This window comes from Synechococcus sp. A15-60, from assembly GCF_014280095.1.
In the GTDB taxonomy this organism is placed as follows: domain Bacteria; phylum Cyanobacteriota; class Cyanobacteriia; order PCC-6307; family Cyanobiaceae; genus Synechococcus_C.
The window spans coordinates 1,101,895-1,128,267 of record NZ_CP047933.1; the positions used below are offsets into that span (position 1 = coordinate 1,101,895).

The 26,373-nt window shown below is 57.6% G+C and carries 40 protein-coding genes; 20 read left to right on the forward strand and 20 right to left on the reverse strand.

Translation table 11 applies throughout. The features are described 5' to 3' along the window. Positions 1-25: 25 nt before the first annotated feature. Positions 26-520, forward strand: coding sequence for an HIT family protein (locus SynA1560_RS05910; RefSeq protein ID WP_186501405.1), 495 nt, complete (start codon positions 26-28; stop codon positions 518-520). Here the strand turns inward: SynA1560_RS05910 and katG are convergent. The 8 genes from katG to nth all read right to left on the reverse strand — a co-directional run bounded on the left by katG (position 517) and on the right by nth (position 6,899). Then, entirely contained in the window at positions 517-2,712 is a 2,196-nt protein-coding gene (gene katG / locus SynA1560_RS05915) for a catalase/peroxidase HPI (protein WP_186501406.1), read from the reverse strand. The two genes, SynA1560_RS05910 and katG, sit on opposite strands and share 4 nt — an antisense overlap. A gap of 76 nt (positions 2,713-2,788) precedes the next feature. After that, entirely contained in the window at positions 2,789-3,313 is a 525-nt protein-coding gene (locus SynA1560_RS05920; RefSeq protein WP_186501407.1) for a DUF1993 family protein, read from the reverse strand. A gap of 24 nt (positions 3,314-3,337) precedes the next feature. Further along, the gene (locus tag SynA1560_RS05925) at positions 3,338-4,174 is read right to left on the reverse strand and encodes a PfkB family carbohydrate kinase (RefSeq protein ID WP_186501408.1); all 837 of its coding nucleotides are present in this window, start codon (positions 4,172-4,174) and stop codon (positions 3,338-3,340) included. A 2-nt stretch (positions 4,175-4,176) separates the two neighbouring features. After that, on the reverse strand, positions 4,177-4,773 hold the full coding sequence (locus SynA1560_RS05930) for a hypothetical protein (protein ID WP_255477088.1): 597 nt from the start codon (positions 4,771-4,773) through the stop codon (positions 4,177-4,179). Between the two features lie 24 nt (positions 4,774-4,797). Next, positions 4,798-5,067 (reverse strand): hypothetical protein, encoded by a 270-nt coding sequence (locus SynA1560_RS05935; protein ID WP_186470698.1) that lies wholly within the window; start codon positions 5,065-5,067, stop codon positions 4,798-4,800. Positions 5,068-5,125: 58 nt separating this feature from the next. Further along, entirely contained in the window at positions 5,126-5,362 is a 237-nt protein-coding gene (locus SynA1560_RS05940; RefSeq protein ID WP_186470699.1) for a chlorophyll a/b-binding protein, read from the reverse strand. A 65-nt stretch (positions 5,363-5,427) separates the two neighbouring features. Further along, a complete protein-coding gene (gene thiD, locus SynA1560_RS05945) occupies positions 5,428-6,231 on the reverse strand; it encodes a bifunctional hydroxymethylpyrimidine kinase/phosphomethylpyrimidine kinase (RefSeq protein ID WP_186470700.1) in 804 nt (267 codons plus the stop codon). 14 nt (positions 6,232-6,245) lie between these two features. Next, complete coding sequence (gene nth, locus SynA1560_RS05950) at positions 6,246-6,899, reverse strand: endonuclease III (protein WP_186470701.1); 654 nt, start codon at positions 6,897-6,899, stop codon at positions 6,246-6,248. 78 nt (positions 6,900-6,977) lie between these two features. On the opposite strand from nth, the gene SynA1560_RS05955 reads away from it, so the two are divergent. Genes SynA1560_RS05955 through SynA1560_RS05965 form a run of 3 tightly spaced genes read left to right on the forward strand, consistent with a single transcriptional unit; the run spans position 6,978 to position 7,918 of the window. Continuing rightward, positions 6,978-7,202, forward strand: a complete 225-nt coding sequence (locus tag SynA1560_RS05955; RefSeq protein ID WP_186470702.1) for a hypothetical protein — start codon at positions 6,978-6,980, stop codon at positions 7,200-7,202. Positions 7,203-7,250: 48 nt separating this feature from the next. Next, a complete protein-coding gene (locus tag SynA1560_RS05960; RefSeq protein WP_370523191.1) occupies positions 7,251-7,634 on the forward strand; it encodes a hypothetical protein in 384 nt (127 codons plus the stop codon). 53 nt (positions 7,635-7,687) lie between these two features. Next, positions 7,688-7,918 carry a hypothetical protein gene (locus SynA1560_RS05965; protein ID WP_186501409.1) on the forward strand — a complete coding sequence of 77 codons (231 nt, stop codon included), beginning with the start codon at positions 7,688-7,690 and terminating at the stop codon, positions 7,916-7,918. On the opposite strand, the gene SynA1560_RS05970 is transcribed toward SynA1560_RS05965, so the two are convergent. Next, positions 7,915-8,451 (reverse strand): rhomboid family intramembrane serine protease, encoded by a 537-nt coding sequence (locus tag SynA1560_RS05970; protein ID WP_186501410.1) that lies wholly within the window; start codon positions 8,449-8,451, stop codon positions 7,915-7,917. The genes SynA1560_RS05965 and SynA1560_RS05970 overlap by 4 nt on opposite strands. A 152-nt stretch (positions 8,452-8,603) precedes the next feature. On the opposite strand from SynA1560_RS05970, the gene SynA1560_RS05975 reads away from it, so the two are divergent. Next, positions 8,604-10,139, forward strand: a complete 1,536-nt coding sequence (locus SynA1560_RS05975; RefSeq protein ID WP_186501594.1) for an NAD(P)/FAD-dependent oxidoreductase — start codon at positions 8,604-8,606, stop codon at positions 10,137-10,139. A gap of 6 nt (positions 10,140-10,145) precedes the next feature. On the opposite strand, the gene SynA1560_RS05980 is transcribed toward SynA1560_RS05975, so the two are convergent. Beyond that, positions 10,146-10,445, reverse strand: a complete 300-nt coding sequence (locus tag SynA1560_RS05980; protein WP_186470705.1) for a hypothetical protein — start codon at positions 10,443-10,445, stop codon at positions 10,146-10,148. Positions 10,446-10,559: 114 nt separating this feature from the next. Here SynA1560_RS05980 and SynA1560_RS05985 point away from each other — a divergent pair, with 114 nt between their 5' ends. Continuing rightward, positions 10,560-11,225: a methyltransferase domain-containing protein gene (locus SynA1560_RS05985; protein WP_186501411.1), complete on the forward strand. Its 666-nt coding sequence runs from the start codon at positions 10,560-10,562 to the stop codon at positions 11,223-11,225. Here SynA1560_RS05985 and SynA1560_RS05990 read toward each other — a convergent pair. After that, entirely contained in the window at positions 11,211-11,438 is a 228-nt protein-coding gene (locus tag SynA1560_RS05990; protein ID WP_186470707.1) for a TIGR02450 family Trp-rich protein, read from the reverse strand. The genes SynA1560_RS05985 and SynA1560_RS05990 overlap by 15 nt on opposite strands. Positions 11,439-11,541: 103 nt before the next feature. Here SynA1560_RS05990 and SynA1560_RS05995 point away from each other — a divergent pair, with 103 nt between their 5' ends. Beyond that, positions 11,542-12,213 carry an SDR family oxidoreductase gene (locus tag SynA1560_RS05995; protein WP_186501412.1) on the forward strand — a complete coding sequence of 224 codons (672 nt, stop codon included), beginning with the start codon at positions 11,542-11,544 and terminating at the stop codon, positions 12,211-12,213. Between the two features lie 34 nt (positions 12,214-12,247). Here the strand turns inward: SynA1560_RS05995 and SynA1560_RS06000 are convergent, their stop codons facing one another. Next, the gene (locus tag SynA1560_RS06000) at positions 12,248-12,412 is read right to left on the reverse strand and encodes a hypothetical protein (RefSeq protein WP_186470709.1); all 165 of its coding nucleotides are present in this window, start codon (positions 12,410-12,412) and stop codon (positions 12,248-12,250) included. Positions 12,413-12,671: 259 nt separating this feature from the next. On the opposite strand from SynA1560_RS06000, the gene SynA1560_RS06005 reads away from it, so the two are divergent. Further along, positions 12,672-13,802: an NAD(P)-binding protein gene (locus SynA1560_RS06005; protein ID WP_370523193.1), complete on the forward strand. Its 1,131-nt coding sequence runs from the start codon at positions 12,672-12,674 to the stop codon at positions 13,800-13,802. Between the two features lie 232 nt (positions 13,803-14,034). Here SynA1560_RS06005 and SynA1560_RS06010 read toward each other — a convergent pair whose 3' ends face one another. Next, on the reverse strand, positions 14,035-14,439 hold the full coding sequence (locus tag SynA1560_RS06010) for a DUF1499 domain-containing protein (protein WP_186501414.1): 405 nt from the start codon (positions 14,437-14,439) through the stop codon (positions 14,035-14,037). Between the two features lie 67 nt (positions 14,440-14,506). Further along, entirely contained in the window at positions 14,507-15,439 is a 933-nt protein-coding gene (locus SynA1560_RS06015; RefSeq protein WP_186470712.1) for a bestrophin family ion channel, read from the reverse strand. A 59-nt stretch (positions 15,440-15,498) separates the two neighbouring features. Here SynA1560_RS06015 and SynA1560_RS06020 point away from each other — a divergent pair, with 59 nt between their 5' ends. Together SynA1560_RS06020 and SynA1560_RS06025 are read left to right on the forward strand one after the other, a co-directional pair. After that, positions 15,499-16,821, forward strand: coding sequence for a Rieske 2Fe-2S domain-containing protein (locus SynA1560_RS06020; RefSeq protein ID WP_186501415.1), 1,323 nt, complete (start codon positions 15,499-15,501; stop codon positions 16,819-16,821). 23 nt (positions 16,822-16,844) lie between these two features. Next, positions 16,845-17,114, forward strand: coding sequence for a cupin domain-containing protein (locus SynA1560_RS06025; RefSeq protein WP_186470714.1), 270 nt, complete (start codon positions 16,845-16,847; stop codon positions 17,112-17,114). Positions 17,115-17,889: 775 nt separating this feature from the next. On the opposite strand, the gene SynA1560_RS06030 is transcribed toward SynA1560_RS06025, so the two are convergent. Together SynA1560_RS06030 and SynA1560_RS06035 are read right to left on the reverse strand one after the other, a co-directional pair. Beyond that, on the reverse strand, positions 17,890-18,111 hold the full coding sequence (locus SynA1560_RS06030) for a hypothetical protein (protein WP_186501708.1): 222 nt from the start codon (positions 18,109-18,111) through the stop codon (positions 17,890-17,892). Then, positions 18,062-18,310: a DUF1651 domain-containing protein gene (locus SynA1560_RS06035; RefSeq protein WP_186470715.1), complete on the reverse strand. Its 249-nt coding sequence runs from the start codon at positions 18,308-18,310 to the stop codon at positions 18,062-18,064. The genes SynA1560_RS06030 and SynA1560_RS06035 overlap by 50 nt, the downstream gene beginning before the upstream one ends. 75 nt (positions 18,311-18,385) lie before the next feature. Here SynA1560_RS06035 and SynA1560_RS13755 point away from each other — a divergent pair, with 75 nt between their 5' ends. The 5 genes from SynA1560_RS13755 (at position 18,386) to SynA1560_RS06055 (ending at position 20,196) form a co-directional block, all read left to right on the forward strand. Continuing rightward, positions 18,386-18,517 (forward strand): hypothetical protein, encoded by a 132-nt coding sequence (locus tag SynA1560_RS13755; protein WP_255477090.1) that lies wholly within the window; start codon positions 18,386-18,388, stop codon positions 18,515-18,517. 459 nt (positions 18,518-18,976) lie between these two features. Further along, a complete protein-coding gene (locus SynA1560_RS06040; RefSeq protein WP_186501595.1) occupies positions 18,977-19,294 on the forward strand; it encodes a DUF3303 domain-containing protein in 318 nt (105 codons plus the stop codon). A 69-nt stretch (positions 19,295-19,363) separates the two neighbouring features. Further along, positions 19,364-19,555 carry a hypothetical protein gene (locus tag SynA1560_RS06045; RefSeq protein ID WP_186501416.1) on the forward strand — a complete coding sequence of 64 codons (192 nt, stop codon included), beginning with the start codon at positions 19,364-19,366 and terminating at the stop codon, positions 19,553-19,555. Positions 19,556-19,681: 126 nt separating this feature from the next. Next, a complete protein-coding gene (locus SynA1560_RS06050) occupies positions 19,682-19,876 on the forward strand; it encodes a hypothetical protein (RefSeq protein ID WP_186470717.1) in 195 nt (64 codons plus the stop codon). A gap of 131 nt (positions 19,877-20,007) precedes the next feature. Then, a complete protein-coding gene (locus tag SynA1560_RS06055; protein WP_186470718.1) occupies positions 20,008-20,196 on the forward strand; it encodes a hypothetical protein in 189 nt (62 codons plus the stop codon). Positions 20,197-20,608: 412 nt separating this feature from the next. On the opposite strand, the gene SynA1560_RS13760 is transcribed toward SynA1560_RS06055, so the two are convergent. Beyond that, positions 20,609-20,743 carry a hypothetical protein gene (locus SynA1560_RS13760; protein WP_255477091.1) on the reverse strand — a complete coding sequence of 45 codons (135 nt, stop codon included), beginning with the start codon at positions 20,741-20,743 and terminating at the stop codon, positions 20,609-20,611. Positions 20,744-21,088: 345 nt separating this feature from the next. Between SynA1560_RS13760 and SynA1560_RS06060 the strand changes: the two genes are divergently transcribed. After that, on the forward strand, positions 21,089-21,385 hold the full coding sequence (locus SynA1560_RS06060; RefSeq protein ID WP_186501417.1) for a Dabb family protein: 297 nt from the start codon (positions 21,089-21,091) through the stop codon (positions 21,383-21,385). Positions 21,386-21,401: 16 nt separating this feature from the next. Here the strand turns inward: SynA1560_RS06060 and SynA1560_RS06065 are convergent, their stop codons facing one another. The 3 genes from SynA1560_RS06065 to SynA1560_RS06075 all read right to left on the reverse strand — a co-directional run bounded on the left by SynA1560_RS06065 (position 21,402) and on the right by SynA1560_RS06075 (position 24,031). After that, a complete protein-coding gene (locus SynA1560_RS06065) occupies positions 21,402-22,844 on the reverse strand; it encodes a glycoside hydrolase family 13 protein (protein ID WP_186501418.1) in 1,443 nt (480 codons plus the stop codon). 490 nt (positions 22,845-23,334) lie between these two features. Next, entirely contained in the window at positions 23,335-23,502 is a 168-nt protein-coding gene (locus SynA1560_RS06070; RefSeq protein ID WP_186470721.1) for a hypothetical protein, read from the reverse strand. Between the two features lie 238 nt (positions 23,503-23,740). Next, positions 23,741-24,031, reverse strand: coding sequence for a hypothetical protein (locus SynA1560_RS06075; RefSeq protein WP_186501419.1), 291 nt, complete (start codon positions 24,029-24,031; stop codon positions 23,741-23,743). 79 nt (positions 24,032-24,110) lie between these two features. Here SynA1560_RS06075 and SynA1560_RS13765 point away from each other — a divergent pair, with 79 nt between their 5' ends. The 4 genes from SynA1560_RS13765 (at position 24,111) to SynA1560_RS06090 (ending at position 26,140) form a co-directional block, all read left to right on the forward strand. After that, positions 24,111-24,236: a hypothetical protein gene (locus tag SynA1560_RS13765; RefSeq protein ID WP_255477093.1), complete on the forward strand. Its 126-nt coding sequence runs from the start codon at positions 24,111-24,113 to the stop codon at positions 24,234-24,236. 48 nt (positions 24,237-24,284) lie between these two features. Next, positions 24,285-24,452, forward strand: a complete 168-nt coding sequence (locus SynA1560_RS06080; protein WP_186501420.1) for a hypothetical protein — start codon at positions 24,285-24,287, stop codon at positions 24,450-24,452. 374 nt (positions 24,453-24,826) lie between these two features. Beyond that, positions 24,827-25,054 (forward strand): zinc ribbon domain-containing protein, encoded by a 228-nt coding sequence (locus tag SynA1560_RS06085; RefSeq protein ID WP_186501421.1) that lies wholly within the window; start codon positions 24,827-24,829, stop codon positions 25,052-25,054. A gap of 666 nt (positions 25,055-25,720) precedes the next feature. Next, complete coding sequence (locus tag SynA1560_RS06090; RefSeq protein WP_186501422.1) at positions 25,721-26,140, forward strand: hypothetical protein; 420 nt, start codon at positions 25,721-25,723, stop codon at positions 26,138-26,140. The last annotated feature ends 233 nt before the right edge of the window (positions 26,141-26,373 follow it).

Below are 26,373 nucleotides of genomic sequence, written 5' to 3' on the forward strand. Positions count from 1 at the left end.
GATAAAAATCTGTGATTTTGCGCTGATGGATGCCGCTTCTGGTGACGAGGCCTGTGCGATCTGCGCTCTCCATCGCGATGTAGACCATCTCGAATCCCATGAGATCTGGCGCAGTGATCTCTGGTTGCTGCGGCATCATCCCGGCCCCGCACCGCTTGCGGGTTGGTGTCTGCTGGATGCGCGCAGGCACTGCGGCGGCCCCATGGAGTTCGCTCCTGAAGAAGCGAGGGATTGGGGGCTGGTGGTGCAGCAAGCCTCAATGCTGGTGCAGCGGGTGTCGGGTTGTGACCGCGTTTATGCGATTGCCTTTGGTGAGGGGGCTCGCCATCTTCATCTGCATCTCATCCCCCGTGAAAGCGGTGATGCACGCACCACCGCCTGGGGAGTTGCCGATCACTACCGCAATGTCGAGGAAGGACGAACCATCCCTGCCTCCGACGCCAAGGTCCGGGACTGGTTGGTGCGAGCCAGAGCCATGGCACCAGACCTTTTCGACGAGTCGTTCGGCCGGGATCGCTAGCCGTTCAGATCGAAGCGATCCAACTCCATCACTTTGGTCCAGGCCTGCACGAAATCGGTGATGAAGCGTTGGGCTCCATCACTTTGGGCATACACCTCAACGATGGCTCGGAGCTGGCTGTTGGAGCCGAACACCAGATCGGCACGACTGGCGGTCCAGCGTTCGGGGCCGTTGGCTCCGCTCCGGCCGACGTAGCTGTCTTGGGTCTCACTGGTGGGTGTCCAGTGGATGGTCGCGTCCAGCAGATTCACGCAGAAGTCGTTGCTGAGGACGCCGATGCGGTCGGTGAACACGCCCTGGCGATTGCTGCCGCTGTTGGCTCCAAGCACGCGCAGACCCGCCAGCAGCACCGTCATTTCAGGGGCACTGAGCGTGAGCAGCTGCGCTTTGTCCAGCAGCAGCTCTTCCGCCCGTATCGGTAGACCGTTGCGCTGCCAGTTGCGGAAGCCATCAGCCAAAGGTTTCAGCGTGTTGAACGATGCGGTGTCCGTCTGCTCCGTGCTGGCATCAGTGCGTCCGGGCCGGAATGGAACTGTGATGCTCTGGCCCCCATCGGCTGCCGCTTTCTCCACCGCGGCGCAGCCCGCCAGCACAATCAGGTCGGCCATCGACACCTGTTTGCCATCGCTGGCAGCCGCATTGAATTGTTGCTGCACGGCTTCAATGGCCTGGAGAACCGCCTGAAGTTGTTCAGGATCATTCACCTCCCAGCTTCGCTGCGGGAGCAGCCGCAGCCGCCCGCCATTCGCGCCTCCCCGGCGATCGGAGCCACGGAAGGTTGAGGCCGAAGCCCATGCCGTGGTCACCAACGCAGGCACTCCAACCCCTGTGGCCAGGAGCTGTTGCTTCAGGTTGGTGATATCAGCAGCGTCGATCAGCGTGTGATCGACGCTTGGAACCGGGTCTTGCCAGATCTGGACCTCCCCAGGAATTTCAGGGCCCAGGTAAAGAGCGCGGGGGCCAAGGTCTCGGTGCGTGAGCTTGAACCAGGCCCGGGCAAAGGCATCAGCAAAGGCTTCCTGGTCTTGATGAAACCGACGGGCCACCGGCTCCATGGCCGTGTCGTGCTTGAGCGACAGGTCGGCGGTCGTCATGATTGGAGCCGATGACTTCCCGGGCACGTGGGCGTCAGGAATCATGTGCTCAGGCTTCACGTCTTTGGCGACCCACTGCCAAGCGCCACCAGGACTTTTGATCAGTTCCCAGTCATAGGTGAACATCATTTCGAAATAGCCCTGGTCCCAGCGGGTGGGATTCGGTTTCCAGGCCCCTTCAATGCCTGTGGTGATGGTGTGCTCGGCTTTTCCGGAGTGGAAAGTGTTTCGCCAGCCAAGGCCCTGCTCATGCAGTGGTGCTCCTTCCGGTTCAGCTTCGAGGTGGGACGGTGCTGCTGCACCGTGGCATTTGCCGAAGGTATGACCTCCGGCCACCAGTGCCACGGTCTCTTCCACGCTCATGCCCATCCGCGCAAAGGTTTCCCTGACGTCTCGACCAGATGCGACGGGGTCGGGCTCTCCGCCTGGACCTTCAGGATTGACATAGATCAGGCCCATCTCTACGGCTGCTAATGGCTGATCCAGGTTTCCCTGTGCGTCAGTTCGATCGTGATCGAGCCAACCGGTTTCCTTTCCCCAAAAAACATCTTCCTCGGGTTGCCAGATGTCGACACGCCCTCCGGCAAATCCGAAGGTGCGGAAGCCCATCGACTCGAGCGCCACATTGCCCGTGAGGATGATCAGATCTGCCCAGGAAATGGCGTTGCCATATTTGCGTTTGATCGGCCAGAGCAGACGTCGTGCTTTGTCGAGATTGGTGTTATCAGGCCAACTGTTCAAAGGCGCAAAACGCTGGTTGCCATGACCGGCCCCTCCGCGGCCATCGCCGCTTCGGTAGGTGCCAGCGCTGTGCCAGGCCATACGGATGAACAGAGCCCCGTAATGGCCCCAGTCAGCGGGCCACCAGTCTTGGGAATCCGTCATCAGGGCCCGAAGATCGGCCTTGAGACCCTGATAATCAAGGCTTGCGAAGGCTTGTGGATAGTCGAAGTCATCTCCAAGTGGATTGGAGGCGGGATGATGCTGATGAAGGATGCCCAGGTTGATTTGATTGGGCCACCAGTGATCGTTTCTGGTTCCTCCGGCGGGCGTTACGGCACCGGTATGACCACTGAAGGGGCATTTCATGTCAGCCATCAGACGTTTTAAATCAACGCTCTTCAGAACCGTATTCAGAGCTTCTGAACCTGGCCATTCATGGCAACGATGTTCATCACGTTGATTTCATCCCCAGGAAATCTGCTTTGCCGATCGCTGTGCCGTTGTGCCGCAAGATGGCGTATGCCATGGAGCAGTGGAAGTAGACGTTGGGGAGCAGGAAATCAGTGAAGAATTCCAGGGCTTTGAACTCCAACTGGCCGCCGCCGAAGCTGCTGGGGATCGGCATAATCACGGCGCGTTGTTCTCCGCCGAGAAAGGCTTCGGCCGGTAGAGCCCGCAAGGCGCAGAGGGTGGAGTCAACGCGGTTGATCAGGCCCATAAAGCTGGCTTCGCTGTCGGGCATTGACGACGGTTCTTCGCCGATCAGCCGCGCCGTGCCTCGGCGGGCGATGTCTGTGGCTGCCTGCACCTGTTGCTGCAGATCAAACATGTCCGGATAAAGCCTGCTCGACAGCAGAACCGACTCAGGAATCTGCCGTTGCTCGAGATCCAGGCTGGCTCGCTCCAAGATGTCGCGCAGGTTGGTGAGCACCCGTTCCAGCTGGGGGATCACGAGAGAGTGCAGATCGGTGCTCATCGCAGAACCCTGGATGGTCCGGTTCTAGCCGTAGGGGCCAAAGCGTGTGGCACAAGCTGCACCACAACGAGCCCCCAGTGCAACGGCATCGTTCACCGACCAGCCAGCAGCTAGCCCCGCTGTCACCCCTGCAGCAAAACTGTCGCCGCATCCATAAGACTCCACCATCGGAGCAGGGAGAGGTTCGGCGCTGAAACGGCCTCCAGGGATGAGCAGTCCGCCTGCGTCGCCCTCTGTGGCGATCTGCACCGTGGGGGTTGGCTCCAGGGATCCTGGCGGCAGTTGCTCACCGGGGTCGAGGCCACTGCCGATGAGGGCATCCAGTGGCAGGGAGGCTTCTTGCAGCACGGGTAAGCGCAGTCTGGGTGTCGCCGTCAGCACCTTCGCTTGACGAGCAAGCCGCAGCCCATCCGCATCGGTCGCGGACACAAACACTCCGTCGCAGTCCGCGAGCTGGTCCCAACTGAGTGCGTCATGGGCCATGGGAGTGAGGCGGTCGCCGATCACGGTGATCGCCCGGTCTCCTCCAGGATCCATCAGGCTGATCCCTCGACGGCTTGGCCCGTCCCGCCAAGCCACGACGGGTTCAACTCCTAGCTCCTTCAGGCGTTGAACGCTGCGTTCTCCAATCGCATCACGCCCCAGTGCTGTGAAAAAAAGCACCGGCCGACCGGTTAGACGCGCCAGTTGCACGGCGACCACAGCGCCCGCACCGGCTGGCTCCTCGAGGGAACGGCTTGCCCGACTGATGCAGCCAGGTTGTGGCAGGGCATCCACCTCCAGAAACGTGACCCACTCTTGATGTCCCACCACCGCCAGGCGCAGAGATTGCAGGTCAACGAAGGATGGTGTGGGAGTCATCGCTAGGGAATGGGCAGCAAAGATTTGGCGGCATCGCGGAGTTGCACGCTGATCTTGCCGCCGACCGAATCCACTTTCACGCCGCCATACACGTTCAAGCGCTCTCCATCTGGGGTCGCGACCATCAGCGCTTCACCGTCCTCACCGTGCACCATCACGGGTTGGGTGACCTCATTCACCGTGACGGGACCAGAGAGCGCGACATCCCCTTCCACCTGCACGGGCTCGCTGACCGCGACGCCCTTGGGCACAGCAACATCGCCAGCAACAGGAAGCGTTTTAGCGGCCTGGATCATCAAGGGTTCCTCACCCTTGACTCGCACGGGCGCCGTGAGCTGATCCACCGTGATGCCACCGACCAGCTGCACGGGCAGTGGCTGGCTCAGAGGCAGACCAATGGGGATGGGCTGGCGCAGGATCTGAATCGCTGCCACCGCGACGGCCCAGGCGGCCAAGGCCACGGCCAATGGCCAGCGGCTCGCCATCAGCAGAACGAACCAGCGCGGGTCTGCGCTGGATGAAGAACGGTCGCTGGGGTCGGCCATGGCGTGCTCTGGGCTAGACGGTCCGGTTTTAACGGGTTCTCGCACCAGAGCCATGGAGGAACGGCCACTTCGGCCAGCTCAGAGTTCGTATTCCTCTTCGAATTGGCTCAACAGGCCTTTGTAGAGCGCCAGGGTGCCCTCACTCTCTTCAGTGACGCCATCGGTGACGTAGAGCTGGGCGAGGTGAGTGCAGGCGGCGTGGACTCTGGAAAAAGCTTCGGCGTATTCGTTCTGGATGTCCTCTTCGCGAATGTCTCGGATCATGGCCGAGACAAATTCCACCTTTTTCTGGGCTGCTTTGATCTCACCCTCCATGTCTTTGCTGAGTTTGCGCCGCTTGCGAGCCATGTCTCCGATCTGACAGCCCTCAACCCTAGGGGTGAGGGCTGCTGAGTCTGCAAACGAATCAGAAACAGAACGGAAGGAACTTGGTGCTGCAGGCGGCGTAGCCATCCACCAGTGGACCGAGGCCGATCTGATGGATGATTCCCTGTCCGGTGATGGCTTCGGTGATCACGCCGATCACAAACCCGAGCATGGCGGCACGGCCGTTGAAGCGCTCAACACGCTCCAGCTGCTCGGCATGGATGGCATGGTTGGCGGAATCCTGAAACCACTTCTCGCTGGCTTGTTGGCTGGCCATGCATTAAACGCGAATATTTAGAAGTGTAACGGAAGGTTGTCTTTTTCTCGGTCGATCCCCTTTTGCTAGCCCGAGACCCAATGACAGATTGGTCCCTGGCCATGGCCGATGGCCAGAGGTTGCCTGAGGCCTTGTTTGACGTAGTGGCGGGCTGCGTCAATCGCATTGGCGAGCGTGTCTCCATGGGCCAGGCAAGCGGTGATCGCTGCCGAGAGCGTGCAGCCGGTGCCATGGCTGTGGGGGGTATCGATCCAGTCCCCTGCAAGCCAGTGTGGTTGTCCGTCGTACAGCAGATCGCGTCCGCCGTGGGTCCGGTTGCTTCCGCTTTTAATCAGCACCGCTGATGGCCCCTGGTCATGGATGACGGCCGCCGCTCGTTCGACGGAACTGGCGTCATTCAGCTCAAGACCGCTCAACAACCGCGCTTCATGGCGGTTGGGCGTGAGCACAGTCGCCTGAGGCAGCAGCTCGTTGCGCAGGGCTTGGATTGCCTGTTCCTCCAGAAGCACAGCCCCGGTGCGGCTCACCATCACAGGGTCGATCACTTTCGGGATCGTCAACGGCTTGAGCATCGTCGCGGTGGCCTGGATCAGCTCGATATTCAGCAGCATCCCAGTCTTGAGCGCGTCAATGCCTAGGTCTTTCTGCACGGCGTCGAATTGCGCCTTCAAGCCCACGGTTGGCAAAGCATCCACCCGCTCAACACCGCAGGTGTTCTGCGCCGTCACGCAAGTGATGGCGCAGCAGCCATGCACGTGGAAGGCCATGAAGGCACGCAGATCAGCCTGCAGCCCAGCGCCTCCACCGGAGTCGCTTCCGGCAATGGTGAGGGCGATCGGTGGTTTGAGATGGTTGGGCCGCGTGGTCATCGCTGCTGGTGGCGTCAGGGTTTGTTCCAGATCACCGGTTTGCGCCGGTTGGGGTACAGCTCCTTGCACAGAGGACACACCCTGCCGTCGCATCCTCTGGCTGTGCAGTATTCCCGTCCGTAAAAAATGATCTGGAGATGCAGTCGATTCCAGTGTTCCTCGGGGAACAACGCTTTCAAATCCCGTTCTGTTCGCGCCACGCTCTCACCGCTGCTTAGCCCCCATCGCTGGGCGAGCCTGTGGATGTGTGTGTCAACTGGAAACGCCGGAACTCCGAAGGCTTGAGCCATCACCACGCTGGCGGTTTTATGCCCCACTCCGGGCAATGCTTCCAGTTCCTCGAAGCTTGCAGGCACCTGGCTGCCGTGCACCTCCACCAAGATGTGCGCCAGTTTGTGCACGTTGCGCGCTTTGGTTTTGGCCAGTCCGAGCTGTCGGATATGGCCAAGGATGGCGTCCTCGCCGAGTGCTGCCATGGCTTCAGGGGTTGGCCCCGCTTCGAACAGTGCTGGCGTGACTTCATTCACCTTTTTGTCGGTGCACTGCGCACTGAGCAGCACCGCGATCAGCAAGGTAAAAGCATCGCTGTGATCGAGTGGAATCGGTGGTTCCGGGTAGTGCTCACTTAGTCGATCCAGCACCAGGGCAGCCCGTTCACGCTTTTTCATGACCTTCCTGATCGGGTTGCCATGATTGCAGCGTTTGAACAGGAGTGAGAGATTTGCCGCAGTCCAGGCCCTTCAGCCATGGCCTCCGCACAACGCAAGAGTCGTTCCGCATCTGAGCAGGCTTACCTGCGAGTTGTGGAGCGAGAAGAGAAGGCTGAAGGTGACGGGTCGCAAGCGCGCAAGACCGACGATCCCGGACCCAGCGACTCCAAGCCAAAACCACCGGAGCCTGCGCTGCCCGCAGACGACGTCGGCGACCTGTTTCGCCAGCACAGCCATCAACAGTCGATGGAAGGGGGCTGAGCTTGCATTCATGGGGTTACTGCTGAAACACCGCAGCACAGTGCTCTGTTGCGATTGGAAGATGGTGTGAATCACGACAACGGGGTTGCTGTGGCTGCCTACAACCCGTTCAAACGTCGTGATTTGGCCATGCTCACCACCAGCACTCGGCTGAAACTTCAAGCCATCCTCAGGCGCTTGGCCACAGGAACCAGCGTCAGCCTCGAGGAACGTGTTTACCTGCAGAAATTCGCGGACTGCGATCGCACCGTGGCGTCGTGGTTACGACAGGCCCGTCGACAACAACTCGCCGGGCACCCTTTCAGTGGCATGGATGGTTTCCTCAACGAGCTTGATCTCGGTGCTTCAGAGCCCAATCAGGAGCATCGGCCGGATCGCGATGATCTCGGCGATTGGTTCGGAGGAGCGGATCCCTGGTTGAGGCGCGACTGAAAGGTTCTGCTGCGAAGGTTCTTCTAACGTCAGGGCAAGCGGTTTTCCTTTCTGTGAACAGCACGGTGCGCGGGGTCATCTACGTCTCGGTCTGGGTGGTGGTTTGGGGCACTGCTTCGTCACTGGTGGATTGGGTGTTGCTGAATGCCGATCTTTATGAGACCGGTAGCTTTGGCCAGGCCGCCACATTCACCGGCTACGGCGCTGCTGCAGCGGTCTTGGCCGTCAAGCTCTCGCAGCGGTTTTTGGTTCAGGCCCCAGACGATGACGCGAGTGCCGATTAATCCTTGAGCTCTCCAGGTGAGCGTCTCACCGCCAGAGCAGCGATCAAACCTGCGACAAACCCTGACGCGTGGCCGATCCAGCTCACGCCGGCTGGAGAGGCCCAGGGCAGCAACCCCGGCAGAGCGCTTCCATAAAGCAAGACGGCCACCATGCTGAGAAGAATCGCGAGCGGACGTCGGTCCAGGAAACCAATCACCACAAGAAAACCCAGCAGCCCGTAGACCACGCCGGATAATCCATGGGCTCCCACAGGCCATACCAGCCAGATCGGGATCTCCAGAAGAATCACGGAGATCCAAACGGCGAGATAAGCCTGGGTGCCTCTGGCGAGCACCAGGTAGCTGAGCGGCAGGAAAACGAGGCTGTTCGCCACGAGGTGCCCCAGACCGGCATGGCTGAATGGGGCCGTGAATAAGGTCCACCATGGCGTGCCGGGACCCATGGCCAGATTCCAGCGTCCCGCGAACAGCAACTGGTCCAGCAGCTCCTGGAGCCAGGCCAATCCCAGCAAAATCAGAGGGAGTGCTATCACAGCGAGCGGACTGGCTTCTGCAAGGCGATCATGACCACAACGGACAACAACGTGAAGTGAAAGGCTATGGATCGCCATCCGTGCCAGTGCGCTGACGGCAGATGAACGGTGCGACCGGCTATGACCAGGCGAGTGCGCCAAGCGGGTCATCGATGACCACCAGAGAGCAGGTGATCGTGATCGGCAGCGGAATTGGTGGATTGTGCTGTGCGGCGCTGTGTGCGCGGTCAGGCCTCGATGTTCTTGTCTTGGAGGCCCACGGCCATGCTGGTGGCGCTGCCCATGGCTTTGACCGGCAGGGATTTCAGTTCGAATCCGGACCGTCTCTTTGGAGTGGTCTGGGCCGTTGGCCCAGCAGCAATCCCCTGGCTCAGATCCTCAGAGCGCTGGATGAACCCCTTGAGGTGATTTCCTACCGCGAATGGGACGTTCTGTTTCCAGAAGGCCACTTGAGCATTGGCGTGGGCGCAGATGGCTTCGAACAGGTGGTTGCAGATCTGCGCGGTGCAGAGGCGGTCGAGCAATGGCGTCGCTTTGCCGAGGTTCTCAAGCCGATTGCCGCTGCAGCGGATGCCTTGCCTCTTCTGGCGCTTCCTCCCGGTGGACTCGATGGTCTGGGTCCATTGCTGCGTCGCAGTGGAAAGCTGCTGCCGCACTTGCCGGCGTTACGCCATCTCAGTGGCGCCTTCGGGCCTCTAGTGGATCGTCACCTGCGGGATCCTTTCCTCCGGCACTGGGTGGATTTGCTTTGTTTCCTGATCAGCGGCATGCCAATGGCCGACACCAACGCGGCGGCGATGGCCACGTTGTTCGGCGAGTGGTTTGATCCTGAGGCCAGCCTTGACTACCCCAAGGGAGGCAGTGCCTCGGTGGTGGCCGCGCTCGTGAGAGGGCTCGAAAAGTTTGGCGGCAGCCTGCGTCGTGGTGCACGCGTGGAGCGAATTTTGGTGGATGGTGATCGTGCCGTCGGCGTTGAGCTTGTGAACGGGGAGCGGATCCATGCCGATCATGTGGTGAGCAACGCCGATGCCTGGAGCACAGCCGCTCTTCTTCCAGATTCCAGTGCACCCGCTTGGCAGAAGCAGCGCCGGCAGACACCGGCCTGCGGATCGTTCCTGCACCTTCACCTCGGTTTCGATGCGTCAGGTCTCGATGACTTGCCCATTCACACCGTTTGGGTTGGGGACTGGGAGCGGGGCATCAACGCCGAGCGCAATGCGGTGGTGGTTTCGATTCCATCGGTGCTTGACCCCTCGATGGCACCACCAGGTCATCATGTGCTGCATGCCTACACACCGGCCAATGAGCCGTGGGAGCACTGGAGCGGCTTGGAGCACAATTCAGCTGACTACGAGCGGATGCGTGAGCAACGCTGCTCGGTGTTTTGGCATGTGCTCGAGCAGCGCATTCCAGATCTGCGCAGTCGTTGCAAGCTCGTGATGGAAGGAACCCCGCTGACCCATCGGCATTTTCTTTCGGTGCATCAGGGCAGTTACGGTCCGGCGTTGTCGGCAGCCCGAGGTTTATTTCCGGGTTTTCAGACCCCGGTGAAAGGGTTGTTGCACTGTGGCGCCAGCACGTTTCCCGGGATCGGGATCCCACCGGTGGCCGCCAGCGGTGCGATGGCGGCCCACGCCATTGCCGGCACGGCAGCTCAGAAGCAGTTGCTGGAGAGCTTGTCCCTCTGAGGCTGCTCAGCCAGAGCGGCGACCGCCGGCGAGAAGTGTCAGCACGGTGAGACCACCCAGCAGCACGCCTCCGGCCGCGGCAATCGCGACAGCGATCAGAGGTTGGTCCTTCACGGGTTGCTCGAGACGGGGGCGCAAGGTCTCATCCAGTTCATGCAGCTTGGCGTCGAGCTGCTTCTGCAGAGGATCGATGGCTTGCACCACGTGCTCACGCACGGTGCGAAGTCCAGTGGTGGCGGTCAGTTCTGGCTCGGCGACGGCGGCTTGACCGTTGCTGGAGACCTCATGCTCATAGGGAGGAACCATGGCAATGACACGGTGAGGGTTCCTCCTTTCACTAGCTACGGAGTTGAGGGTGGGGACGCGCTTTGTTGATGGTTTCTTTAGGTTCCGGTTGTCTTTGAACAGCAGGCCTTTCCCATGGTCGTGCCGGTGTTGAGCGACAACGAGCGTTACAAGCTCGATGGCAGTGATGACGCGCTCTTCTACAGCGAGCCTCGATTCGTCCAGCATTTGGATGAAGGGTTTCGCTACCGATTGACCCGGCTCTACCGAGACCGCATTCCCAGCTGCGCTGTGGTGCTGGATCTGATGAGCAGCTGGGTGAGTCATCTGCCCGACGATCAGCGTTACGAGCTGGTGATCGGCCATGGGCTCAATGCCCAGGAATTGCAGGCCAATCCACGGCTGGATCGGCATTGGGTGCAAAACCTCAACCTCGACCAGAGGCTGCCGCTCGAAGATGACAGTGTTGATTACACGTTGATCGTCGCCGGCTGGCAGTATTTGCAACAGCCGGAGGCTGTGGCTGCAGAGTTGTTGCGCATCACCCGCCCCAAAGGCCAGGTCATCTGCGCGTTCAGCAACCGCATGTTCTTCACCAAGGCACCGCAGATCTGGACAGATGGCGACGACCGTGATCACCTCCGCTACGTGGCCGAGGTGCTGATGGCCCAGGGGTGGTCTCAACCTGAGCTGATCGCTGAGGAAACTCAACGGCCAGGTCCACTGGGTTGGATCGGAGGCAAGGGCGATCCGTTTTTTGCGGTGATTGCAGGAAAACCGTTGCCTTCAGTCGCTCTCTGATGGCTCCAGGGAGATGCATTGCCACCCGCTTTGCCAGAGCTTGGTGTCGCGCAATTCGCTCCAGAGCAGACGCAGACGGACTTCAGGGCTAAGAACCGACACCAGCTCCACCCAGCGTTGAGGGCCACGTCCGCCCTGGAGCACCAGTCGAAAGTGCCGTCGTCCTGACCGCGGTGCGGCGCTGGTCCAGGCCTTCGCTGGCTTCCAGGTCACTTAGCGTTCTTGCATCTTTGGGTGTTCATGATGCTGGCGCATTGACCGACAGCGTCTGCATGGCACCTGGAGACTTGTTGAGACCGATTCCAAACAGATACAGATGAGCGCTCGCACCATCGCCGTCAGCGGCGCTTCCGGCAAAACAGGTTTCAGGATTGCGGAGGAGATTCTCGCGGCCGGTGATCAAGCCAGACTGCTGCTGCGCCCCGAGTCGACGATTCCAGCTTCGCTAGAAGGTTGTGAACAGCATCGCCTCGATCTGATGGATGGTGAGGCCCTGGATGCCTCTCTACAGGGAGTGGATGCGCTGGTGATCGCGACCGGTGCACGCCCCTCCGTGGATCTGACGGGCCCCATGAAGGTGGATGCCTGGGGCGTCAAGCGACAGGTGGAGAGCTGTCAGCGGGTGGGAGTCAAGCGCGTGGTGCTGGTGTCGTCGCTGTGTGCCGGACATTGGCGACACATGCTCAATCTCTTCGGCTTGATCTTGGTGTGGAAACGCGTCGGTGAGCAATCCTTGGAAACGAGTGGTCTGGATTGGACGGTGATTCGTCCAGGAGGTCTGTCAGAACGGGAAGAAGGTTTGGAGCAAGAGGGTGTGCTCTGGACAGTGGCTGATCAGCAGACCAGCAACTCCATCCCCCGTCGTCTCGTCGCGCGCTGTTGTCTGGAGGCTCTGGACACACCCGCGTCCATTGGCAAGATTCTCGAGGTCACCAGTTCCGCAGAACAACCTGTGCTGAGCCTGAATCAGGCCATGTCTTGGTCATGAGGTGATGGAACTGCTCTCCACGGCAGTGGATCCATCAGCGCGGTTCGCCTGGTGCTGATGGCGGATTGGGGGTGGGCTGTTCGCTGTCCATTCGATCCCTGCAGGTGGAGCACAACAGATGTCCCTTGCGTTTCCAGAACACTTTCATCGAGCGTTCAATCGACTGTCCGCACATCAGGCACTGAAACAAGGGGGACATCGGCCAGGAATCATTGCCTCCAGCTTGTGTGTTGCGAAGGACCTGATCTGTTCGTGGCACACCTTTGTGCTGGAGAGCGCATGCCAGCTCAGTTGAGTATCGATTCCTAGAGCGTTGAAAGCACGCCTATGCGATGAAAGTCTCAACGGAGTTCCACTCCGGGACGCTCTTGGGAAGGAGCAAGACGGGCCGCCACCCGTCTTTTTTTGCGCCGTCCCTCAGACTCTTTTGGATCCGAGCAGGAGTCCGGGATTTGAAGGTGGTTGATCTGGCCGTAATCGGCGCTGGCCTGTCCGGCTGTGCCCTCGTGGCAGCCTTGCAGCGGCGTGGCTGGAAGGGATCGATCCTGCTCCTCGAGGCAGGTCGGGGACCCGGAGGTCGCTGTGCCACGCGACGACGTCGTGAGGACGACCGCTGGCGTCTTGATCATGGTTCTCCCACGCTGAGTTTCACGCAAGCTCCGCAGGGTGAATTGAACGACCTGATCGCGGGTCTGCAGGGAAGCGATGTCATCCGCCCCGATGACGCCCCTGTGGTTGGTGTTGATCACCTTGGGCGACAAGTGCCGTCACCAGACCATTTGCTCTTGAGCGGTCCTCGCTGGCGCGGTACTCCCACCATGGCGACCGTTGCTGAAGCGTTGCTCGCCCATGGAGGTGAGGCTGTGGAAGCCCGCTTTGGAGAGAGGATTACAACGCTCCGTCATGACGGTTCTGTCTGGCATCTCACCGGCGGTCACCACGCCAGAGCTCTTGTCCTGAGCGGCACGTTGCTGGCGCATCCCCGTTCGCTGGCCATGCTCGGTTGGCAGCATGTGCCTTTACGTGAGGCCGTTGCGGTGGGATTCGATCCCCAGCTCGACGCGGCGCTGCACCAGATCGCCGGCCTGGACGCCAGCGTGCGCTGGAATTTGATGTTGGAACTTCCAAAGGTCTCCAGCAACCACTTGCCGCGACAGATTTGGTTAACGGCTCAAGCCCAGGAGCGATTTGGTGTGGAACGTCTCGTTCTGCACACCCAACAGGACCAGCGTCTGGGTCTGGTGGTTCATGGACTCGACGATGGCGCAGTGATTACGCCGGATTCGCAGCCTGAGCTGCTTCGGCGTCATGAGCAGCAGCTGATGGAGGCGGTATCCGACCTGGTTCAGCCCTGGTCTGCACTCAGCAACGCTTTGGCTCAAGCACGATCGCTGGGGGTGATGCGCTGGGGTGCTGCTCAGCCCTTGCATCAGGGGTTGTCAGCGGATCTGCAGTGGTGTTCCGAAGCGAGAGTTGGCTTTTGTGGCGACTGGATCGCAGGTCAAGGTTTCGGAATGGCCGAAGGTGCTCTTCAGAGTGCTTTGAATCTGGCCGAACGCATTGCATGCTTTTCGATCGCAGAGACATGAACAATTCATCACAGGATTTTGAAGCTGTGGTGGTCGCCATGCCGTTCCCGCGTCAAAACAGGTCAAATGGTGTTGATCATGCAACGACGTTTTCAGCCTGTCCGGCTTCATTCCAGCGTTCATGACGACGACCCCTGTCAGTGCAACGACTGCGTGGCGCTCCGAGGCCGATTGGCCCAGATGATGGATCAACCCGGCGGCTGGAGACTTGAATCCCGTTCAGCAGCACAGATCAACGGGAAGGCAACACGTCACTGAGGCGTTGTAGTCGTTGCCCATTGACTCCCAGATCGGAGTCTCCAAGCCGTGAAATGGAGCGGGCCTCCAAGCTGTCCGTCTGGGATGCAAGCAGCTCAACGTCGTCAACAAAACCGAAGATCTTGCTGCTGAATGTGGCGTGCAGGTACGTCGCTTCGCGCTCAACAATTGTTGCGGAGGGGTCTGCCTCGATTGCTTCAGCCAAGGTGGCTAAGGATGTTTCGGCGTCGTTGACGGGCCAAATGGCGCTGGCGCAATGCGCCGGTCCAGGGCAAGGGCTGAGATGTCCGGCTTGGATGCCCAGGTCAGTGGGAACGGGGCCGACGAAATGGAAGAGGGCCAACACCAGCGGGAGCGTGATCGTTGAAAGAAACGTCATGGAAGGTCGGTGGTGGAGAAGTAGGGCACTGATGGCTCAGGAGGGATCGTTCAACAACGGCCTGTGATCAAGTCCAGCGCACCGGGTCGCTGGACTTGAGGTGTTGCACGTGCTCGGTTGCATGGTCCAGCAGATCGCGGCTGATGGTGAGACAGATGCTGTCGATCGGGAGCGAAAAGCTGCTGCCGTCGGAATCAAATGGACCCTCCACATAAGCGCCGATGCGCTCCGCCATGAGGAACATCATCACGATCACCACACCGCCAACGCGAGCGTGAATGGTGGGTTCGAGGTCATGGAAATAAACCAACAACAAAACACCAAAAAACCAGGACAGCAGTCGCACGAACACGTCGTAAGACGGAGGTAGCGGGGTGTTGCGAATCCTTTCCAGGCCTCCGATGGCATCGGTGCAAGCGTTGCCAAGGGCCATGAGCTGCATCCGTCCAAATCCATCGATCAACCCCTCGCGGTGCAGGTCACCGATCCACACGCCACGGAGCGCGCCGAGCTGACGAAGGCTGGTGCTGCTCGGCAGCTTCAGATCCTTCAACAACTGGTCTTGGAAGGCGCGCAGATCGCGATGCCAGAAATTGCGCAGTTGGAAATTCAATTGCCACACCGTGGCCACTTGTAGACGCAACAGTTTGCGTTCCAGGCGTCCAGACGGTCGGCTGCTGTCGAGGTGAGCTCGCAAGGTGTCAGCCCATTCGCGACTGACATTCACCACACTGCCCCACAGTTTGCGAGCTTCCCACCAGCGTCCAATCGCTTGGGTGTTGCGGAAACCGATGAAAATCGATGCGGCGATGCCCAGGATCCTCACCGCGCTGGCACTGCCCGTCCAGCCGCGTGGAACCAACCCGTTGGCCACCAACACGCTGATCAGCAGCAGGAGAAGGAGGTCAAATCGCATGCGCCACACCAGTGTCAGCATGACCACGCCGTAGTCCCGGCGCCGAATCGCTGGAGGGTGTCCGTAATCTCCGAGCTCAATCATGGGTTCAGTCGCGGCAACTCCCTTTCTCCGGCGATCATGACTGCCGCTGTGCTTGGCCGATGCATTCCACCTGGACAGAGCAGTGGTGGCCTGTGGCATACCTGCGCGATCTCCAGCGCCATCGCCCCAACCGGTTCACGCTGCTCGAGCGCGATCTTGTGCTCTGGTGGGATGCCCAAGCCAGTGATTGGCGGGCCTTTGAGGATGTCTGCCCACACCGCCTGGTGCCTCTGAGTGAGGGACGGATCAATGCGGCCGGTCAGCTGGAGTGCCCTTATCACGGCTGGAGTTTTGATGGAGAAGGGCATTGCTCCCGGATTCCGCAGATGCAGGAGTCCTGCTCTCCGGGTGGACGCCGTGCGAGCTGCCGAACCCTGCCGACGGCATCCGCCCAGGGACTCCTGTTTGTTTGGAGCGGTGACCCCGATGGGGCCCGCGTGGAGGATCTTCCGTTAGTTCCCTTGCTCCAGGAACAGGGAGAGGGTTGGGCTGATGGCTGGATCGTTCAGGACACCTTCCGCGATCTGCCGATGGATGCAGTCACTCTTCTTGAGAATGTTCTCGATGTGAGCCACGTTCCTTTTACCCATCACCAAACCGTCGGCCGGCGTGAGAATGCTGCTCCGGTCGAAGCGGTGATCTCGTCTGAGAGTTGGCGTGGATTTGAAGCGCTGTGGGAAGAGGGGCCAAGACGCGGAAAGCTGGGTTCACAGCTCACGCAGTTCCGGGCACCGCAATTGATGTGGCATGACCTGAATGCCAAGGGTTTCGCGCGGATTCTCACCGTGGTTTACGCCGTGCCCATCCGCCGTGGTGAATGCCGTTTGTTTGCTCGCTTCCCCTTTCAGTTTTCGTCATTGTTGCCGCGGATCCTGATCGGACTGCGGCCGCGTTGGTTGCAGCACATTGGCAACCACAAGGTGTTGGAGGATGACCAGGTGTTCCTCCATTGGCAGGAACGTGTGCTCGAGGCCGCTGGCGGGAGCTCTGAGGCCCAACGCGCCTTCTACTTGCCGACCGCTTCGGACCGTTACGTAGCCGCTTTGCATCGCTGGGTGAACACCCATGGAGGCGAGCCCTTCGCTGGACAGGCTCTCCCACCACGCCAAGCGGTGGAGAGCTTGATGGATCGATACCACAGTCACACCGTGCATTGCCGCAGCTGTTCCACAGCCTTGATCTGGGTCCGGCGACTGCAGCCTTGGTGTTGGGGACTGTTGTGGATCAGTGCTGTGTTGGTCGGTTTGGGTCAGCTGGGGTGGCTCAGCTATCTGGGGCTTGGATTGGCCTTGATCGCGTGGGTCATGGAGCAGCGCTTCAAGCGCTGGGAGCGTGGCCTGACGCTTGGTGACGGGCAGGCTCCGCGCAATCATGGTGGTTAAACGACGCGGGAGGTGCTCCAGCGATGATCCGTGTGACCGCCAACTGTCCGGAGAGCGTGATCCTGGCTCTAGGTGCACGAGATTGGCCCGTTTGGGCTTGTGAAGTCAGTGTCTTTCCATGGCATTACGATCAACGTGAAACCTGTCTGTTGCTGGAGGGAGACGTGACCGTGACTCCAGATCGAGGTGAGCCGGTGCGATTTTCTGATGGTGATCTGGTGGAGTTTCCTGCTGGACTCTCCTGCACCTGGGAGGTGCATCATCCGGTCAGGAAGCATTACCAATTCGGTTGATCGCGGCATGGTCTGGGGTCTTTGCCGCACGCTTCGATCGTGTCTACGTTGCAACAGATCCGATGGCACAGATCACGTGCTGATCACGATTGACGATGGCGATTCCTGAGCGCACGCGATTTCGGATTTTTGCTCTCGGCTTTTTGTTCTGCTGGGCATTTTGATTGCGCTTGCCTTCCCGATTGGCATCTCCGTGATCATGGGTCTGATCTATTGCTTTGACAGCAACACGCTGCGTTGCACCGATGCCTTTGTGCTGATGTTTGCTTTCTTGGGCTGCTCATTACTGAGTGCCTTGGGAGCATCCAGCATGTGGACCAAGGCCAGCCGCCTTCGAGCCAAAAGCTGATCGTTTGTATCCACGACGCTTATCAGTACAAACACCTAGTCACAGAGCTTTACAAAGTGACTAGCGTGCTTCGCATAACTTCATGGGCAATGCGATGACCGATTACACGTCTGCCATCTATGGCCTAATCGCGTTTGTCGCTGTGATCACAGCTGGAGTTGTTTACGTGCTGGCCCAGCCGACAGATTTACCCTCCCTGAAAAATTCCAAGGACCCGCGATGAGTCGTGATGCACGCATCCTGACTCCAGAGTTTCAGTTGTAAACATGGACAGTGACTTAATGGAAATTTTCACGGCAATTGCGATTCTTCCTTTTATTGCTGCCTTGGCGATTGGTGCTCGAGAGGCAGAAAAAAATGACCGCTAGCGCGCCATGTTGACGTTGCTTTTCTGTGGCGCCCTGGCGTTGTTCAACGTGGCCTTGATCAGCTTTGTTCTTTTCTTTGGCCGGCATTTTCCTTGAAACTGCGTTGCGCGTGCAGCAGTTGAAGTGCCGTCAAAGTGGAGTTCATCGCAGCTGGGTTGATTTGGTTTTGATCGGATAAATGATGGGTATTTGTTGATGCTGTGTCGTCTCTTGTTGCAGTGCGGCATGATCTAAATATCGGCGTCTGCATTCCATTGGGGGCAACATGGCTGCCAACCAACGCGCAGCAATTCGCGCCAGAGCAGGTCTGCAGTCGATTCTCGTAAGTGCAAGCGGGTGGTCAGGAGAGGATGCTGGTCTGGAAAAGGTCGCCCTGAATCCACGAACACCCTGGGGTCGCGTTTTTGGCTCTTTTCATCATCGTGGAACCGCTTCGTTTCCTGGGTGCGGGGGTCCTGGATCCAGCCGTGACGGGACATCGCTTGCGTGGGGTGATGAGGGATTCACGCATCCACTCCTCGGCCTTAAACGTTGCATAGGGCGAGCTGGGAGCCATGGATCCGCTGCTGATACACCTGTTCTATTCGGGTAGTACGCATGTGTCAATGCACATGGCTGCTCCGTTCCACGGTTGCCTCAGTTGCTCGGTGTTGGCGCTGATGGTTTGCGGGGTGGTGCAGGCCTGAATGGGCAATCCGCGCATCCGGCGCCGCAGCAGCCTCGTTGGCTTGTCTTCATCAAGTCACCCTAGAAACCAATGGGATCACAACGCCTGGCGTTTCCGCTTTTCACGGATTGGTCAACCGTGTGAGCAAGATCACAGCTGAGGTTGATCGTGATCAGGACCGGGATTCTTGATTCCTACGAGAGTCGGTGTGTACAGCACGTCTTGGCATGCAAGACCACACAGGAGCCAGAACCATGCGAGCGATCCATTGCTGGTTTTGAAGCCAGCTGCCGGGGAGCCTGACGCTCAATTGATGAGCTGAAAGTTATACAAAACCCTCTATGGGAAAGACAGGGCAGGTCGTGTGGTTTCCTGATCGATCCCCCGGCATCACTTTTCGATCAGCATCCCCATCCCGGGATGATCCGTGGCAAATCCTGCTGCTGTAGCTAAGGAGAAAACACCTGGCTTGCAAACTGTGCAGCACTATCTGATCGTCTGGACGTTTCCGACCGTGGAAGGCGCCTGGCACTCATGCCCTGGTTTTGCGGACTACATCAATGCTGGTGGTCCTGGTGACAGGTTTGATGGCTTCGAGTTGAAATATCGCGTTTGTGAGCCCATCAGCGGAAGTGGTGTTGCCATCGCCGTAGCCACTGATATCGGCAAGGTTTGGGCTCACCTGGGTCCTTGGATCAAAGGCTTCGGCATTCAGTTTGAGGTCACGGCTGTCGTTTCCGATGCCGAGTTCGCAGCTCTCTGGCCTGGTGTCGAAGCGGCGGCGGAGGTCGAGTGATCTGGCGTGCCTTGAAGCCAATCGTTTGGTTCAGGGCCACCGTTGGAGCATGATGAAGAGAATCGAAAGGTGACCGTCATGCTGACCGGTGGTCCGTCTTGCCCTCTCCATTTAGGAACCCTCGATAGTCCCGATTACTGGACTGATGATGCGTTGATGGCGGCAGTTCGCCCTTTGTCGGCGACTGAGTTGCATCGCATGGCTCTAGGTCTGCAGCAACTGAAAGAGCGTCGCGATCAGTTTGATCCAGCACAGTGCTGAGATGATCAATGCTGAAGCTCTCGTCCCTGAAGATGGCTCCAACATCTGTGAATCAAAACTCAGTATCAATAATCACCTGACGATCTTGCACATAAGGATTACCAAGAGAGCACATGCTTGATTGAGATGACGCGTTTTGTGATGCGAAACGGGGATGTCTTCGAATCATCGAAGGATCCGCGCCATTTTGATGCGTATTGCTACCGCAAGGATGGCGTCGAAGAGACGTGCATCATGTTGTCGGATCAATCGGAGATTCAATTTCTAATGCAGATGGGCAATGATGCGCATCTGAAATTTGACGCCGTCGAGTTGGGCTAACGGCTTTTGCCAGTCTGCTGCGCTGGCTTGTGTCGGTGGCGGGGGCACTTTGATGTGGGTCAAAGCACGTCTTGTGCCGTTCTTCGATGTCGTTGCTAGCAGTGAAGGTGTGAGTGATGTTGGAGTGAGTGATGTTCTGCATTCAACGGCAGGAAGCCCCCGATCAATGGGTGCAGGAGCTCTGTTTCAAGACGGAGTTCAAGGCCTACATGTGTGCTCGGACCAAGTCCTTGGCCACGATGAACACCTACCGAGTGATTGATCCTGTTCTCAACGAAGTGACAACGGTTGTGCGCGAAGGCAAGGGGTTGACTCACTAGGGCGAGCGCCATCCCTCTCCTTGGGTGGTGCTTTCAGAGCTCGACGACGTTGAATCGTCGTCATTGAACGTGCTCGTTTCGGAGGTGCATGTGATGCTGCTCCATGTCAACGCAGGTCATGGAGTGATGCTGTGGTCGATATCGACATCCCTTGCTGTGTTGAGATTGTCTGATTGATTGCAGGGAATCTTTCCGACAAGGCCTTCATTTTCGGTTGGCCATCAAGTGTGTGGAGATCCCCCAGCTTTGAAGATCTTGCGTGGTCTCTTGACGAGCAACGTCAAAGCCCTGGGTGGGGCGTCTGACTCTTCACCAGTGATCAGTCAAAGCAGTTGATGTTGTTGATTGGGGCCTCCAGCCAGGCCAATGCTTGGATCGATAATGAATTGAGTCGCCGTGCTCCTGGCTGGAATCAGTCACCTGTGACCGGAAGAGCGGCGTCCTTCGGTAAATCGCCTTGGTGGATTTCACCCAGCATGATGCCGATGCCTGCACCCGTCACGGTGATCATTGCAGCCACTAGCAAAAGCCAATGTTTCGCTTTCATCGACCATCAGAGCAGTGGTTTGTTGGGACAGCTCTCCTGAGGGCAAGAGAGCGACACATTTCGTTTTAGCCGCACTAAACGATTTTTTCTCGCCCAGACGTCTTTCAGCACACAGTTTCGCTGTGATCGTTGGCAGGCTGATGGCATGAAGAAGCCTCCGGATTCCTTGTGAAAAGGTGGATCTGATGGTTTTGCCGTCGCAACGACGGCTTGGGGTGGGTAGGACCGATCGTTCTGGCTTGCGATGCTGTGACCATTACCGTCTTGATTCATGTGGTCGTCTATTTCGCTGGATCCAGTTGTTCTTTGTGCCTACGGTGAATCAGCCTCCATCCAGGTGTCATCGTGATCAGGCATCTTTTGCTGTTGCAGTTCAAGCCCAATGCTGACCAAGATCGTATTGATGCAATGTTTGGTCAGTTTGTTCGGTTTAAGGCCAGGATTGATGGCATTGAATCGATCGAGTATGGTACCAATCAAAGTCCTGAAAATCTAAATAAAAGTTATACGCATTCTGTTGTGGTGACGTTCTCAGATTTGTCGGCTAGAGATCATTACTTGGTTCATCCAGATCACAAGGCTCTCGAGGCTGTCTTGCTCGATCTTTTGGCTGATCTGATTGTTTTTGATCTTGAAGCATGAATCCTGGGTCATTCGCTTAGGAAGGGTTTGCAAGCACGACAGCGGATTGCGGCGAAAGACAGGGCGATGCGGTGTCTTCATCACAGCTCCACAACGTCTTGGCAGTGGTTTGGGCTGCGGGTAACGCCAATGGGTGGATTCGGCTTCGATTAATCCACACCTCAAGGCCTTCAGCCTGTGCAACTAACCCATCAGTTCCGACGGCTCTCCAGCTCAGATCTCCCTGCCGCAAGACCGAATACGTTCGTCTGAGATCGGCCAATTCCTTGAGGTAAGCCCTGAAATCGGCATTCCAGGCTTGTTCCCACGGGAAAGCTTCTCGGCAGGCTGGTTCTGGCCCGCTGGAATGTTCTGAATCGGGACCGCCAGCGAGACCTGTTTCTGTGCCGTAGTAAAGGCAAGGCGCTCCGGGTTGCAGAAACAGCAATAACAGCGCCAGCTTCATCGCTTTCAGATCGCCATTGAGGCTGTGCAAGGCCCTCGGCACATCGTGACTATCGAGAAGATTCATCTGCGCGCGGTTGACCTCTGGCCTGTAGGAACGCGTTGTGTTGCTCCAGATATCGAGTAACTCCTCGCTGCTGCGGGCCTGGAGGGGATACTCCGGATTTTGGTAGCCCTGCCTTAAGGCGTTGTTCCCCGTCCAACCGAGGGTGCTCCAGCCGATTCGGTAATTCATCACTCCATCGAAATGCTGCCCTTGAAGCCACGAATGGGCATCGCCCCAGATCTCTCCGACGATCCACGCATCAGCATTCACAGCTCGTACGACGCGCCGGAACTCCACCCAGAAATCCTTGGGTACTTCATCGGGGACGTCCAGACGCCAGCCATCAATTCCCTTGTCCAGCCAATGGCGCGCGACCGACAACAGGTAGTCCTGAACCGCTGGGTTGCTGTGATTGAACTTGGGCAGGTCTGCGATGGACCACCAGCAGTCGTATCCACAGTCTTCCCCTTCTCGCGGATAGGGGTTGATGGGCCATTTTCTGATGTGAAACCAATCTCTGTAGGGCGACGCTTGACCGTTCTCCACAACGTGATGGAACGCCCAGAAGCCCCGTCCGCAGTGATTGAAAACACCGTCGAGCACAAGACGCATCCCTCTGGCATGCACTGCAGTGATCAGGGCATCGAGGGATGCATTGCCACCCAAGAGGGGATCAACTTGCATGTAGTCGTAGGCGTGATAGCGGTGATTGCTTGCTGAACTGAAGATGGGTGTCAGGTAGAGGCAGGTCACTCCCATCGACTGGATGTGATCCAGTGCATCGATCACCCCGTAGAGATCGCCACCATGGAACCCCTGTTCCGTCGGGTCGCATCCCCAAGGTTTGAAAACAAGGTTGCGCTGTTCACTGACGCGTCCACTGCGGCGGAAGCGATCGGGGAAGATCTGATAGATCACAGCTTCTTCTACCCAAACCGGTGGATTGTTGAAGGTCGCCACTGCCTGCAAAAGTTTGCGTCCTGATGAGCTTTGGTTAGCAGCTCATCCAATCGACGGCCATAGGACCTGTCGTCGATCGCCGATCGACTTGTGGAGTGGATGAAATGCTTCACCTTGGCAAGCTGCAGGTTCAGTGGACTGCATTGCGCTGAAAACATCCCACCAGCAAAAAAACCGTGCCGGACAAGCGGTTTCGCGGTGCCAATGAGCGCCGTTACCCACTCACAATGGATCGAAACCAACGTCGCTCTGAGACGCCCCGAATCGTGGGGAATGAACGGTGCAGCATCAGAATTCCTTCAGGTTGATGAATTTGTCCAAGGAGATCCGCTGTGAACCCATCAAGTTGCTTTTGGCGTTCGCAACGGTTGCTCAGGCCGTGGTCCCGTGCACCATCGGATCAGCAACGAATGCCGCTCCTCAGCCAGAAAAGGCGGAGGCCGCCCCTTCCGGTTGGAAGAGACGGCCTAGCTCGCTCGTTTGTGCATCGTTCAACCCATTACGTCGAGTGGAAGGAAAGGGTCGAAGCTTCTGGCTTGAGGCGCCCTGGGGCCATGCGCTCGCAGTGTTGGGTCGAGTTCTCCGAGGGCACCTGAAGCGATGCGAGTGGAGCGTCGATTGGCGTGGCGGACCATTGCGTGCCGACCAAAGGACCAACCCAGGTCATGGTTGAGACTGTTGGAGCAGGGGCCAGAAAGTCAGGCTGCTTCTGCAATCTGCGCCGGTGGAGTGTCGGCTGTCATCAGCACCTCCGATCTCGATGGACTTACTTTCCACCCTTACGGGCGACTTTGGCATCGGTCGAATCGCGCATTGCTTTCTGCGCGCAAACAATCAAAAGTGGGTGTGGCGTGCACAGAGATTGTCAGGCTTTGCGCGTCAGACCACATTGCAGGGCCTCGAGCTCAGCGCCTTGCGCACAGAAATCCATTGCGGCGGGCTTGGTTCAGATTCCATTCCCCCAGAACAGGAATGGCTTCGCCTGTTCCAAAGCTTCGGAACGGCCAGTTCGGCTGCGTGTTGCAACGATCCTGGTCGCAGACGCAGAGATAGGTGTTGGCAGTGTTGCCATTCCGGCGCCACTCGTTGAAGATCCACGACAGCGGCACATTGCGTTGTTGAAAGGCTTTGGTGGCCGGCTCCTGCGCCCGGGCAACCGAAACAGCGAGTCCTGAGAGTGACAATATCGCTGCCACGCTCATGACACGGACTGGCAGGAACGTTTTCTGAGGCATGACGGATGAGCAAGCGTGGAGACGACATAGGTCTTTGGTCTTGCTCGCGTCAAGGCAGGCGGAGATCAGCGATGTGCTCGGCATCAGCATGGAACTGTTCCGACGATGCATTCGCGGCGTTGCGGTTGGCGCCAGAGCTGACAGTTGGATTAACCCGGGTGGCTGAACTGTTGCCGCAACAGGGCTACAACGAGGTCACGCTGTGGTTTCCTTGATGGACAAACTCGAACGCTTCAAGCTGCTCTCCAATTCCATGCCAATCGAGAAGAAAGTCGAGCTGTATCAGCAGTTTGTTGCCACTCCAGAAGCAGGGATTGAACGCTTCAATGAATTGGCTGCTGCAGCAGGGCTTCGGTTGGATCAAGCAGAGGTCTCTGAATGAACCAAAGCGATCGACATCGAGGATGAGTTCGATGAAGTTGATTTGGATGCTGTGTCGCTAACTGCGATTCTTGGTGGACAATTTATCGATTCCAGTAACCCTTCGTCGGGTTTTATTGATCTTGCTTAATCGCGAGCATTCAGGAAACAATTGCGTCCCATGCGCAAGTGGCTCTTTGGTGGATCACTTCAGCGCGTTTGACCTTTCGATGCCGCTGTCGGCCGTTGCGTTGATCAGGCTCTAGCTTCACGCTTCAAGGAGGCAGCACCACCGACATCAGGACAGCGAAATTCAGAACGCTCAGTCAGTTGTCGAGCAATCAAGGTTGCAAGCCATGCCGATGGTGACTATAAGAAAGCATCTCCAAAAAAAGAATGACACCTTCTGTCGGATTTTCTACTGGTTACGTGTGCAGCGAGTGTGGCTGTACTTCCTACGAGACTGGCCAGATTCGTGTCTCCGGTGGATTCTGGAGCAGCTTCTTTGACATAGGTAATAGGCGCTATAACGCAGTCACATGCACCAATTGTGGTTACACTAAGTTTTATCGGAGATCGGTGAGTGGAGTGCAGAAGGTTTTTGATTTCCTTGGTAGCAACTAATAAGCGGCCGTCGACAATTCATTCGTGCTCTATCCGTCTTTGTCTCCCTTCCTTCTAGACCAACTCAAACGCAATGCCGATAGAAGTGAGAAATCCAAATGTCAGCTAGAGGAGCATCGTCCAGATGCATAATCAATGCGCAACTGGCTCTTAGGTTGATGAATTCTGGCTGTTTCAGTTGTGGATACCGACCCTTGCTATAACCAAATGAATCTTTCACGTCCTTGAATGTCAGAAGAGCAACTCAAGGCTGCTTCGAACACGTTAAAACCGTACTAACCTTCTGAAGAATCTAAAGCAGCTGCTGACGCTAACGCTGTGATGGTGATTGCAAGGGAGGCAGGATTCTTGATCTCTACCGGTGATTTGAAAAAAGCTGATTCAGCTCCTTTCAATGAGGAGCTGGAAGACGCGGCGGGTGGTGCTCAAGACTCGGTACCGGTCTGTAGGTGCTGGGGCATGCAAATTTAACTTGGCTATAGTGCAATTCTATTCAATTGTTGCAGATGCATCTGTCGAACCTTGCCTCGATCAGGCTGAAGCTCAGCGCGATTTTGCGTCAGAGATTGAAGGGAGATGCATCAAGAATACCCATGTGATCAGTTCTGGCGAAACACACATAGACTCCTAGACAAGATGACCTATCTTCGCTCTTATCTCAACGACATGCTCAAGAAGCATCCTCGAGGAGAGGACTTTAAATTGATTCGCAAGGCAGCAAGGAGAGCAGGGAATCTTCATCCTCGTGAAGCAACTGAATTGGAAACTGTGTCCCTCGGCATCTTGCAGCTTGTCTCACTATTCTTTCCATTGTTTTGGACCGCTTCTTTTTACAATTCGAATTTCAGACTTCCCGATGACAATGCCTCTCCGGCTCCTCCTGATGAAAAGAAACTGCGAGTCTTCGCGGATTTAAAAATACAAGTTTCAGAATTTATTCGATCATTGGACAACAGTGAAGAGTCGCAATGGCTTGCTCAATATATGGTGGACGAAGGGGCTGCTTGCTGTGATGTCGTTCAAGACATGTTCAAGGAATACCTGGCGAATTGCCAGATGTCTGAATCCGATGAAGGCAACAAGTAATCACCACTCATCAGCAATGCAAGTAACGTTGAAACGAGGAATTTCAGCTGATTGCTAGCAACACTTCAACGTCAGTCGGATGCTGACTTACGACTAAAACCAACACCGGCGATGGACTGCGAGATTCAGTCCCGGCCGCCGTGTCACCAGGGCTGGATCGCGTGCACGTGGAATTGGCAGTCACCCGAGTGGATGCCGATTTTTGCCACCCTGCCGTTGATAGCAGCCCTTTT